This is a genomic window from Candidatus Arcticimaribacter forsetii, from assembly GCF_910589745.1.
In the GTDB taxonomy this organism is placed as follows: Bacteria; Bacteroidota; Bacteroidia; order Flavobacteriales; family Flavobacteriaceae; genus Arcticimaribacter; species Arcticimaribacter forsetii.
This window is the reverse complement of sequence record NZ_OU342399.1, coordinates 1,390,456-1,403,005: the sequence shown is the minus strand read 5'-3', so window position 1 is coordinate 1,403,005 and position 12,550 is coordinate 1,390,456. Positions and strand designations below refer to the sequence as shown.

Here is a 12,550-nt window from a genome sequence, read left to right as displayed (position 1 = left end):
GTTTAATTTGTCTTTAAATCTCCAATACCCCCATCTAAGTGGATTATTTGTCCTGTCATCCATTTACTTTCATCACTTAACAAAAAGCGCGCAGTATTCGCTATATCATCGGCAGAACCAATATATTTCAGCGGATGACGTTCATTCGCTTTCTCTAACTTTATTTCGTTGTTTAAGAATTTGCTTGCTAGCGGTGTGTTTGTGAGGGATGGAGCAATTGTATTCACTCTTAATTTTGGAGCATATTCAGCAGCTAACGATCGCGTTAATCCTTCAATCGCTCCTTTGGAAGCTGCAACTGAGGCATGAAACGGCATTCCTGTTTGAACAGCAACTGTACTAAAAAACACTAAACTTGCTTGTGGACTTTCTAGTAAGTTTTTTAAAACCGACTGTAAACTTTGAACTGCACCTAAAACATTAATTTCAAAATCTTTAGAGAACGTCTCTGGTTTTAACCCTTTGAAGGGTCTTAAATTAATACTTCCCGGACAATAAACAAATCCATCAAGTTGATTCGGCAGTTGACTAATGTCTAGTACACCGTCTGTAGCATCGTATTGGATGTAAGTAATTTTATTCAAATCAAGACCTTCATCTGTTCTATTTGCAACGAACAAATTATTGTCATTCTGAAGTTGATTGACTAGTGCTTTGCCTATACCAGAGGATCCACCTATTATGAGTATGTTCTTATTCATTTATTGTTCTTTATAATTTCCAAATAGTTCAATCAACTTATTGTATCTGTATTCAAATATTTCATTCAGCTTCCCTTTGACAAGAAGCGGATGAGCAATACGACCTAATAGTCCAAAAGGAAGTTTGTAATCAACAATATCAATCATTTCAACACCTCCAGGAATTTCTTTAATAAAATGCTTATGATGCCAAAGGGCATATGGTCCAAATCTTTGTTCGTCTACAAAGTATTCTTGATCAACAACGTGGGTTATTTCAGTTACCCAACCTGTAGGAATTCCAAAAACTGGAGTAACAATATATTTAATGATTTGTCCTGCATACATTTTAGGCTCATGACCATCAAGAATTTTAAATCCCATGTAGTCAGGAGTAATTGTTTTTAAATTACCAGGATTACTTAAAAAGTCCCACGCCTCTGAAACAGAAATGGGAAGTCTCTGAACTGTCTTTTTTTGATATATTTTCATCTAATAATTTTGATAAAGATACAAAATGTTTAACTATAATTTAAAAATGTTAAACAAAAATACAAACCGTTTATTCACAAACAAATTAATTCTCCTTAATCTCAAATCAAATCCATACATTTGGAGTTAAACAACCAAATTAATTTACAATGAAAAACACAATTTTATCCTTCATCTTATTGGTAGCCCCTTTTGCTTTTGCTCAGGTTCAAACACCGCAACCAAGTCCATCTTCTCAACTTTTTCAAACAGTAGGATTAACTGAAATATCTGTTAAATTCTCACGCCCAGCTAAAAAGGGAAGAGCTATTTTTGGAGCTCTAGTTCCTTATGGAAAAATTTGGAGAACAGGTGCCAATCAGAATACGATCATAACTTTTGGCGATGCTGTAACTTTTGGTGAAAATGAAATTCCAGCAGGTTCTTACGCAATATACACGCGACCTGGTAAAAATATGTGGGAAGTTATTTTTTATAATGAAATCACTAATCGGGGTAACCCGGCAGACTGGGATGTATCCAAGGTCGCAGCTACAATTGAAGTAGTTCCTTCTGAAACTAAATCAATAGAATCATTTTCAATTTGGATCTCAAGTTTGCATAACAATGGTGGAACTCTAAACATTGGTTGGGATACAACTAAGGTTTCTCTTCCATTTGGCGTTCCAACTATAGCAAAAGCTACAGTTTCGATTCAAGAAGCTATGAAGAATAACCCTAAAGATCGTGATTACTACAATGCCGCAGTATATTATCTTCAAGAAGGTCAAGACTTAAATCAAGCCAAAGAATGGATAGCTAAGGCTGTAGCAGGAAATGATAAGGCGTATTGGTATTTACGTCAGCAGTCACTTATATTAGCTGGATTGAATGAAATTGATGGCGCTATTGAAGCTGCTAAAGCCTCTTTAGAACTTGCTAAAACAGCTGGTAATAGTGATTATATAACTCTTAATGAAACATCGATAGCCGAGTGGTCCAAATAAAGTTAATAATTTGATAAAAATTTAACCCTGCTTCGGCAGGGTTTTTTGTTTTTTAGTATCGATGTTCAAAAAAAAGAACACCAACTGTTAGCTTTTCTTTGGTAAAGTAAATTGAAGTAAGTACCCTAGAAGAATTGTTAGAATCGTTCCAATAACATTGAGCCATAAATAGCCCAGAATATCCAGGTAAAAGATATAAATGATTAAGGCTTCTGAAATTAGTGCTGCATAGAAAATTGCTTGTCCTTTAATTCTTTTCAAGAAAATTGCTACGACAAATACACCTAAAATTGTTCCGTAAAAAATGGAACCAATGATATTTACAAGCTGAATTAAGTTTTCGTATAGACTCCCAAAACTTGCAAATAGAATTGCAATAATACCCCAAAATAATGTGAAGAACTTTGAAGCATTTACATAATGTGTTTCAGATAAATTATTACGATTTCTTTTGTATAAATCTACTACCGTTGTTGCTGCCAGCGCATTTAGTTCGGATGCAGTGGAACTCATCGCTGCAGATAGTATAACAGCAAGTAACAACCCGATTAATCCTTGGGGTAGATATTTTAATATAAAAGATATAAAAACATAATCTTTATCATTGGTTTCAATATTTGGAGCGGCTTTATTGATTAATGATTTAGCTTCTTTTCTTATTTCTTTTTCTCGAATATCTAACCTAGCAACTTCCTTTAAATCCACATTGTTTTCATCGAGCAGATGCATTCTCTTGAGTTCTTGTATTTGACTTAAGGTAGCTTCTAAGTGATTGAATTCTTCTTTATAATTTGATTGTTCTACAGCCTCGATTGCTTTTGGATTGAAGTTAATCGGGGAAGGTTCGAATTGATAAAAAACAAATACCATAACTCCAACTAAGAGAATAAAAAACTGCATGGGAACTTTAAGAAAACCATTCATGATGAGTCCAAGTTGACTTTCTTTAAGTGATTTTCCTGATAAATAACGCTGTACTTGACTTTGATCTGTTCCAAAGTAGGAGAGTGCTAAGAAAAGACCTCCTGTTATACCGCTCCAAAAAGTATATCTGCTGTTTGGGTCAAAACTAAAATCGATTACTTCGAGTTTACCGGTAGCTCCAGCAATTGTGAGTGCTTTTATAAATCCAACCTCTACAGGAAAACTATTTATTATGAAAATAAAAGCGGTAATCATTCCTAAAAAAATGATAAACATTTGCTGCTTTTGAGTAACATTAACAGCTCTAGTTCCTCCGATTAAAGTGTATGAAATAACTACACATCCAATGAGTAGAATTAAGATTTTTAAGTTCCAACCTAAAACAACACTCAGAATAATAGCAGGAGCATAAATTGTAATCCCACCAGCTAAACCACGTTGGACTAAAAATAATATCGCAGTGAGGGTTCGTGTTCTTAAATCAAACCTTTCTTCTAAAAATTCGTAGGCGGTATATACTTTTAGGCGATGATATATTGGAATAAAAAAAAGACAAATAATTACAACAGCCAATGGCAAACCAAAGTAAAATTGTACAAAGCCCATTCCATCATGAAAGGCTTGTCCAGGAGTTGAAAGGAATGTTATTGCACTGGCTTGTGTAGCCATTACCGATAATCCTATAGTCCACCAACGACTATTATTTCCTCCTTTTAAATAGTCTTCTATTGTTTTATTTTTTCTATTCTTCCAAACACCATATAGTACTATGAATGCTAATGTACCTAGGAGTACCAACCAATCTAATATTACCATTTTCCAAAGCTATTCATGAATAAAACAAAAAGAATCCAATAGATCATATTTCCAAGAACAAGGTAGACGTAGATTTTATTTTTAGATGAAAACATATTCATAAAGCTAATAAATTAGTTAACAAACGATAAGCTCCAGGAACCCCTGCAGGTAATTCTCTGAAAAAGCTTAAACCTGTGTATACGAATTTACCTTTTCCGTGATTTGCAATAAGTATACTTCCTAATTTTTCTGATTCACCTTTATCATTCATTCCTAATAAAGGAGTAAAACGATCGTCCCACTCATTTGCAAAATATAACCCCCGTTCTTGTACCCAACCTTCAAAGTCATTTGAAGTTATTTTGTGAGGTACATTAAATGCTGGATTGTTAGGTTCTAAAATCCGGACATAACTAAATTCATCCGTAACTCGATCTCTAGATAGTTTTAAATAAAAAGGTGCTAGTTTATCGGTTTTTAATCCTCGACTGGTATTGTATTGAGTAACTACAGTTCCTCCTGCTTTAACATAATCGAACAGCATTTGGTTTTTGTATTTTAGTGCATCGAGTACGTTGTAAGCTCGAATTCCTATTAAAACGGTATCGTATGTTTTTAATTCTTCCAAAGAAACAGTATTGATATCTATAGAATTTATTTGCATACCTACAGCTTTTAAACTTTCCATTACGGTATCTCCTGCTCCTGGGATATATCCAATTTTAATTTCAGGAACTTTTAAATCCAATCGAACTGCTTTAGCCTCGCTGGGTTGTGCAATGTATTGTTTAGGAATATGATTGTAATCTAGTGTTTGAACAGCATATACATTTTCCTTTTGGTCTTCTTGAATGGCCAGTGGGCTGAGTAAACCGCTTTTAGCGTTTTCTTGAGGTTTTAATTCATATTCTAGATACTGAGAACTTCCTCTTCCATTAAGGTCAACAGAAAAGGTGTTTTGAGTTAATTCCCATCCATCTGGATGACAAAGTTCAATTGCACCAGAATAAGATTCTCCATAATTGGTAATATTCAATCTAATTTTTTGAGTTTCACTGTTTGGATAAAGAAATACAGGTTGATCAAAAGTAACCCCTAATTTTGGCACTATATAAAAAGGATTAATTATTTCTCCACGAACAGGATCTGTTTTTCGATGTTTTACAGATTCTGAGAATGATATAGAGCTTCCAGCTATTTTTAAACTAAATTCAACCTCCAAAGGATTTGGTGTTTGAGGTTTGCCAATCAAATCTTTATTCTCAATTTTAAAGGTACCTAGGTTTCCTTTTTTTAATAACCAATAGGGGGTGCTTATTTCGTTTTTTATTACAACATTAAAAGACTGATTAAACCTTGTATTTTTTTCAAGACTTTTACTTAGTATTTCTAGGTTAGAATTTACTTTAATGTATTCTAATTCAATTTTATTATTGCTTTGTTGGACAGCGTTGATGGTAACTTTTAATTCTTCCCCTTTAACTCCATAAGGACGAGCTGCATTGAATTGCATTTGAATGCCAGCACAATCTAGAATAAGTTGTTTTGTTTCAGCTAGTTTTCGATCCTTCCACAAACTACTCGGTAGTTTTTTAATTGCTTCATGAATTTCTACAAGAAGTTCTAAACTTTTTTCCGGTTGTATAAAATTGAATGAATCTATTGCGTTTTTTACAAGTGTTCCAACTGAAGCTCCTCCTTCAATTCTAGACCAAGTTGTATTAATCCCTTCAAAAGGATCATTTGAAAGAGGACGTTCCCCAGCAATAAGTTCTATATATTCCGTTTTATTTCCTAATTGAGGAGCGCTTCCAAATCCTTGAGATTTGTGAGAACTTCTACTTTTTGCCGCAATTTCACTATTAGAAATTCCAGTCAACGGATCATGTATTCCAATTTCAAGAGCGAGTAAATTTGACTTATCGGCTTTCATGAAATTTTCCTGACTTCCATAAAACCACCATGAAGTGTTAAAAAATAACCGTTTTGGTTTCCAAAGAGCTGTTTTTTTTAGTTGTTCTGGATACCAATTAGGATTGCTGCTCAATTCAAATGCTTCTTTGCTTAAAATGGCAGAGGATGTATGATGTCCATGAGTTCTCCCGGGAGTTCTGTGGTCAAAGCGATTCACGATAATGTCCGGTTGGAATTCTCTTATTCTATAAATTACCTCTCCTAATATTTGTTCTTTATCCCATATTGTAAGAGTCTCGTTTGGGTGTTTAGAGTATCCAAAATCAATCGCTGAAGTAAAATATTGATTTCCGTTATCAATCTTTCTTGCTTGCATTAATTCTTCTGTCCTTATTACTCCAAGTAGTTCACGAAGTTCTGTACCGATTAAATTTTGACCTCCATCACCTCTTGTCATAGAGAGATAAGCAGAATGTGCGTTTATCTGATTTGAAAAATATGAAATTAGTGCTGTGTTCTCATCATCTGGATGAGCAGCTATGTACAAAGCAGAGCCTAAAAAATTTAATTTTTGTAACTGATTATAGATTTCTGTAGCTGACTTTTGTCCCCATACATTACTGATACTGAAAACAGCACTGACACATAAAATGTAAAATTTATTTTTCATTTAATCTATTTTAAAAGGAGCTCTTAATTTTTTAGATGCATTGTTGTTTTCCCTCCAATATTGTCTTCTTTCGGTGTGAATTTTTTTTGCTGTTGTAACAAAAGAATCTCCCTTACCAGTATACTTTTCTTCCCAACCTTCTATTGCATGAGGAAAAGAATTACTGAATTCAATAGATAAAGAGCGTTTTAAACTTGGATAAGTGATTGTATAAATCGAAGTTTCCCCCTTTTTATTTAAGGAAGTAATCGCATCATATGTTTTAATTTCTTTATGATCTAAACGTATCATTTCAAGACTAGGAATCAACTTCAATTCCCCAAGAGGTAATGAATTTGGAGTCATTCGGATTAGGTTCCATAATTCATCTTCTGTTCTTGTTTTATTTAGGGAAACTTCTTGATCTGCTTCTCCTTCAAAATAAGAGTGTGAAATAATTTTCAGTTCCTTGTCACCACTATTCATTTGTAAATAACTTTGTCCACACCATTCTTGAATAGAAGCTACATTTTTGATCATATTTTGTGGGCTTCGTAGACCGCTGAATGTACTAGTCATTATGGAGTAGGGATAAATTCCGGTTAAGAATTTTTTTGTTCTATTTAACTTTAAAACAGGGATTGTAGTTTTAGATTTTTTATTTGCTTTTACTTGTTCCTCTCCTAGAAAATCTTCTGTAACATAGATAAGAACTGCACTTCCTTTCCGAATTTCGCCATAACGGGATTGATTTAAAGAGTAGGAGCTGATTTCTGCATTGCCATCGAACCAATTTTTTTTAAATTCTGAGCTAATTTTTTGAGCACTAAGATTTGAAAATACTAATATTATCAATGCTACTAAAAGTGTATTATTTTTATTAATCATACTATTTTCTAATTGTTATTTCTATGAGTACTTGCAAAACTTGTGCCATTGGAAGTCCTACAATATTGGTATAACTTCCTTCAATTTTTTCAATACCTATAGTTCCAATCCATTCTTGAATTCCATATGCTCCAGCCTTATCCATTGGACTAAATTCATTTATGTAATATTCAATTTCAGATTTTGAAAGCTCTTTAAATTTAACTTTACTTGTTTCGCTAATAATTTTTTGGTCTTCTTTGGAAGTAAATGCTACAGATGTAATTACATGGTGTTCTTTTCCAGATAATTTATATAACATTCCTTTAGCATCCTGTTCGTTTTTTGGTTTTCCTAAATATTCTTGATTTCCCCAAACTATGGTGTCTGCAGTCACAATAATTTGATTCGATTTAATAGAACCTTTAAAAGGTTCTGCTTTTAATTTAACTAGGTATTCCGATATTTCAGAACCTTTTAAATTTTTATTAAAAACTTCATCAACATCAAAGGTTTTACTGATGAAAGGAATCCCAGATTCATTGAAGAATTGTTTTCTTCTAGGAGAATTTGATGCTAAAATTATCTCAAACGATTTGAATTGATCAGCGTACATTTTAGTCGTTTTTTGCTCCAATAGAGGTGCTCCATTTGCCTTGAACACGAAGAACTTGCTCAATGATATCTCGAACACATCCTTCTCCTCCTTTTTTATGAGAAACATAATCGGACACTTCTTTAACATCTGTAACTGCATCTTTTGGGCAAGTAGCAACACCAACTTTTAGCATTACTTCTATGTCAGGTGCATCGTCTCCCATATATACAATTTCTTCAGGTTTAAGGTCGTAGCTATAAATAAAATCTTCATAAGGTTCTATTTTATGATGGGCTCCAAGATAAACACTATCAACTCCTAAGGCTTTAAGTCTACTTCGTACTCCCTCGTTAGTTCCGCCAGAGATTATAGCAATTCTAAATCCTTTTTCTAAGGCACATTTCATTGCATATCCATCTTTTGTATTCATCTCTCTGTACATTTCTCCCGTGGTAGTAATCATTACATTTCCATTGGTAAGGACCCCATCAACGTCAAAAATAAAAGCTTTAACGTGGTTTAAATTTTCTTTATAGTTTACTGTGCTCATTGTTTTTTTGTATCGAATGTGTAAGGGTTAAATATAAGTCTTTAAATGTAGGAATAGAAAGCAGATCCATATGATTTTGAATGGTATTTTGATCATTCCTAATCGCAGGTCCAGTTTGTGCTTTGTCAGGAGATGTAGTTTCAATTTTCTTTGCTGTTTCTTGGATTAGGGGTATTAATAAATCAAAAGAAACATTTAGTTCTTCACAGATTTCTCCCCCAATTTGATACAAGTGGTTTGTGAAATTGTTTACAAATACAGCTGCAATATGAAGTCCTTGGCGTTGTTTACTGTCAATATGTTTTATGTTTTTACTAATATTTTGTGCGAGAGAGGTAAGTATTTTTATACTATGCTTATTATTGCCTTCAATGCATATGGGGATGTTAGTGAAAGAAATCGGACTGTTTTTTGAAAACGTTTGTAAGGGATAAAAAACACCGTGATTTTTGATTCCATTTAGAATATTCATTGGAACACTACCAGCTGTATGCGCAACAATACCTTTAAGCGTTTGGATTTGAGGGATGATTGAAGCTAAACTATCATCGCTCAGGCACAGTAGATAAATATCAACTTCAATTAAATTTTCAATTTTATCAATAATATTTACTTTGTTTTTGTGATGTTCAATAGATTTTATCGATCGATTGTACCACTGAATAACTTGAATATTTTTGGTTTCAAAAAATTTGTTAAACAGGTGAGAACCTACATTTCCTGCCCCTAAAATAGAAATCTTAATCATTTTATAAATGTAAAACAATATTTTGTAACTCTGTATTGAAGATATCCTCAGTAACCTGATAAATTTCATCAAATCTTAAAATTTAGATTCTTTTTAATTCAACATCTTCTGTTTAAATTGATTTTTAGCTTATAGAATAAGATTTATTCTGTTTTGAAAGATCTATTTGGATTTCATAAAGTATCTTTGCATAGAATTTTACGATGACTTTAGATGAAAGAAAGATTACTTACCTATTTGGCTTCTAACCGTTTAATGAGTGTACTTTTTATTGCCTTTCCAACTGCTATGGGGGTTGGGACTTTTTTAGAAAGTTGGTACTCTACAGACGCTGCAAAAATTTGGGTTTATAATGCATGGTGGTTTGAGTTAATGATGATTTTGTTTGTTTTCAGTTTTATTGGAAACATGTTCAAATACAAGTTGTTTAGAAAAGAGAAATGGGCTGTTCTTTGCATACATCTCTCTTTCATTTTGATTCTATTAGGTGCTTTTATTACAAGATACATTGGCTATGAGGGTGTTATGCCAATCCGAGAAGGAGAGTCCACTAATGTTTTCTTATCAGAAAAAACCTATTTAGAGGTCCTTGTGGATGGAGAGTTTGAAGGTCGTGATTTGCGTAAACCTCTAACTAAACAATTACTTTTATCAGAACATGTTGATCATGATTTTGTTATTTCAGATGATTTCAAAGGTCAAGATTTTTCAATTCATTTCATAGATTATTTAGAGAATGCAACCGAAGGATTGGTTTTAGACCCAGATGGAGATCGATACCTTAAAATTGTTGAAGCAAGCGATGGTAATAGACATGATCATTACCTTAAAGAAGGGGAGGTTGTTAATATTCACAATCTACTATTTACGTTAAACAATCCTATAGATGGAGCTACAAATATTCAAGTTATAGATGGTGAGTATTTTATAGAAAGCCCATTCGAAGGTAGTTTTATGCGAATGGCAGATCAGTTTCAAGGTTCTCTTCAAAAAGATAGTTTGCAGACATTACAACTCCGCTCATTATATTCTTTACCTAATTTTCAATTTGTAATACCGGAGCCCGTTTTACGAGGGAAATTTGATATTGTTCAAGCAGATCAAGATCAAGCCGCACAGCAAGATGCACTCCGTTTGGAAATTATATCTAAGGGTGAATCCGAACTAATTACTGTTCTTGGGGGGAAAGGAGTTTCTAATGATCCTAAAAAAATTACAGTAGGCGATTTAGAATTTTATGTGAAATATGGATCAATTAGCTATGAATTACCGTTTAATATTCGTTTGAATGATTTCGTTGCAGAGCGTTATCCTGGTACAGAAAAGAGTTATTCTTCTTTCAAAAGTAAAATTGTAGTAGAGGATACGGAGCCTTATGATTATGAAATTTATATGAACCACGTTCTTGATGAACAAGGGTATCGTTTTTTTCAATCTTCTTTTTCACCGGATGAAAAAGGAACGGTTTTGTCTGTTAATCATGATTTTTGGGGAACTTGGGTAACTTACATTGGTTATTTTTTGCTTTATCTAAGCATGATTGGAATTTTCTTTATCGGTAAAACAAGATTTAAAGATTTAGCCAAGACTTTAGATAAAATAAAATTACAAAAGTCTAAATTAACAGTATTATTCATCTTATTTTCAACTATAGCATGGTCTCAAGACCATACTAGAACCCAAATTGATTTTGATTCGCTTGTTGTAGCAGATGCTTTTTCAAAAGAACACGCTATTAAATTTGGGTCTTTAGTTATCCAAGACATGGGGGGGCGTATGAAGCCTGCCAATACTTTTTCTTCTGAGTTATTAAGAAAGGTAAGTAAATCAGATACGTATAATGGTTTAGATTCAAACCAAGTATTACTTTCGATACTTAACGGTCCAGCGGTTTGGTATAATATTCCAATCATCTACCTAAAGCGGGGGAATGATTCCATTCGTTCTATCACTGGGGTAGGACCTAAAGCAAAATATGCTCCTTTGATTTCATTTTTTGATGAAACAGGAGAATATAAGTTGTCTTCTCAACTAGAAAGCGCTTATCGTGCAGCAGTACCCAATCAGTTTCAAAAAGACTTCATTGAAGTTGACAAAAGAGTAAATCTTTTATATTCTGCACTAGAAGGGAAAGTGTTGCGTATTTTTCCAATACCAGAGGATGATAATAATAAATGGGTTTCATTTCCTGAGCTAGAGGAAGCTAATTTTAAGGGTACAGATTCTCTTTATGTAAACAATGTTTTACCCTTATATTTTCAATCCCTTAGAGCTGGAAAAGCAAATAATGATTACACTCAAGCTACTGAATTGTTGGAAAGTGTAGCTGGTTTTCAGAAACGATATGGAGCTAAGGTAATGCCCTCCGAAGATAAAATTGCAGCTGAAATTGCATATAATAAATATGATATTTTCAAGAAACTTTTCAGTTGGTATCTTTATGTAGGAACCTTCTTTTTCTTTGTCTTAATGATCCAAATATTTAAGGATTCAAGTCTCATTAAATCAAGTATAGTATTTTTTAAAGGAGCGATTGGCTTCTTGTTTTTACTGCATACAGCAGGATTAATTGCACGCTGGTATATTTCAGGTCATGCGCCTTGGAGTGATGCATATGAATCTATGATTTATGTAGCTTGGGCAACGATGTTTTTTGGACTTGCTTTCGGTAGAAAGTCAAACTTAACAATGGCGGCAACAACTTTTGTTACTTCTATGATTTTGATGATTGCACATTGGAACTGGATGGATCCAGCAATTGCTAATTTGCAGCCTGTTTTAGATAGTTATTGGTTGATGATTCATGTTGCTGTAATTGTGGGAAGTTATGGTCCATTTGCTTTGAGTATGATTATTGGAATTGTAGCCTTATTACTTATTCTTTTGACAACTAAAAAGAATAAGGAGCGTATGAATTTGAATATTAAAGAATTAACTGTGATAAACGAACTTTCTTTAACCGTAGGTTTGATCATGCTAACCATAGGAAATTTCCTTGGAGGTATGTGGGCAAATGAAAGTTGGGGAAGATATTGGGGTTGGGATCCTAAAGAGACTTGGGCATTGATTAGTATTATGATTTATTCTTTTGTAATTCATATGCGCCTTATTCCAGCTTTGAAAAGTAGGTGGATGTTTAATTTCTCAAGTGTTCTTGCTTTTGCGAGTATTATGATGACTTATTTTGGAGTTAACTTTTATTTGTCTGGATTGCATTCATATGCTAGTGGAGATAAAATAATAACACCAAACTTTGTTTATTACGCCTTGCTGTTTGTTGCAGTCCTGGGCGGTGCCTCTTATTGGAGGTTCAGGAAAATGTATCGAAAGTAGTATGTTTTTAA

10 protein-coding genes are annotated in these 12,550 nt (G+C 33.3%); 2 read left to right on the top strand and 8 right to left on the bottom strand.

What is annotated here, in order from left to right; translation table 11 throughout:
* Nucleotides 1-2 precede the first annotated feature (2 nt).
* Nucleotides 3-701: an SDR family NAD(P)-dependent oxidoreductase gene (locus NG655_RS06310; RefSeq protein ID WP_252158489.1), complete on the bottom strand. Its 699-nt coding sequence runs from the start codon at nucleotides 699-701 to the stop codon at nucleotides 3-5.
* Nucleotides 702-1,172, bottom strand: a complete 471-nt coding sequence (locus NG655_RS06305; RefSeq protein ID WP_252158488.1) for an SRPBCC family protein — start codon at nucleotides 1,170-1,172, stop codon at nucleotides 702-704.
* A 149-nt stretch (nucleotides 1,173-1,321) separates the two neighbouring features.
* On the opposite strand from NG655_RS06305, the gene NG655_RS06300 reads away from it, so the two are divergent.
* Nucleotides 1,322-2,158 carry a DUF2911 domain-containing protein gene (locus NG655_RS06300; RefSeq protein WP_252158487.1) on the top strand — a complete coding sequence of 279 codons (837 nt, stop codon included), beginning with the start codon at nucleotides 1,322-1,324 and terminating at the stop codon, nucleotides 2,156-2,158.
* An 87-nt stretch (nucleotides 2,159-2,245) separates the two neighbouring features.
* Here NG655_RS06300 and NG655_RS06295 read toward each other — a convergent pair whose 3' ends face one another.
* From NG655_RS06295 to NG655_RS06270, 6 genes are all read right to left on the bottom strand, one after another.
* Nucleotides 2,246-3,898: a sodium:solute symporter family protein gene (locus NG655_RS06295; RefSeq protein WP_252158486.1), complete on the bottom strand. Its 1,653-nt coding sequence runs from the start codon at nucleotides 3,896-3,898 to the stop codon at nucleotides 2,246-2,248.
* 97 nt (nucleotides 3,899-3,995) lie between these two features.
* Nucleotides 3,996-6,464 carry a PIG-L family deacetylase gene (locus tag NG655_RS06290; protein ID WP_252158485.1) on the bottom strand — a complete coding sequence of 823 codons (2,469 nt, stop codon included), beginning with the start codon at nucleotides 6,462-6,464 and terminating at the stop codon, nucleotides 3,996-3,998.
* Entirely contained in the window at nucleotides 6,465-7,331 is an 867-nt protein-coding gene (locus NG655_RS06285) for a septum formation inhibitor Maf (RefSeq protein WP_252158484.1), read from the bottom strand.
* A gap of 1 nt (nucleotide 7,332) precedes the next feature.
* Nucleotides 7,333-7,926: a Maf family nucleotide pyrophosphatase gene (locus NG655_RS06280; RefSeq protein WP_252158483.1), complete on the bottom strand. Its 594-nt coding sequence runs from the start codon at nucleotides 7,924-7,926 to the stop codon at nucleotides 7,333-7,335.
* A gap of 1 nt (nucleotide 7,927) precedes the next feature.
* A complete protein-coding gene (locus NG655_RS06275; protein ID WP_252158482.1) occupies nucleotides 7,928-8,458 on the bottom strand; it encodes a KdsC family phosphatase in 531 nt (176 codons plus the stop codon).
* Nucleotides 8,439-9,206 carry a Rossmann-like and DUF2520 domain-containing protein gene (locus NG655_RS06270; protein ID WP_252158481.1) on the bottom strand — a complete coding sequence of 256 codons (768 nt, stop codon included), beginning with the start codon at nucleotides 9,204-9,206 and terminating at the stop codon, nucleotides 8,439-8,441. Before NG655_RS06270 ends, NG655_RS06275 begins: the two co-directional genes overlap by 20 nt.
* Before the next feature lie 213 nt (nucleotides 9,207-9,419).
* Between NG655_RS06270 and NG655_RS06265 the strand changes: the two genes are divergently transcribed.
* Nucleotides 9,420-12,539, top strand: coding sequence for a cytochrome c biogenesis protein CcsA (locus NG655_RS06265; protein WP_252158480.1), 3,120 nt, complete (start codon nucleotides 9,420-9,422; stop codon nucleotides 12,537-12,539).
* Nucleotides 12,540-12,550: the final 11 nt, after the last annotated feature.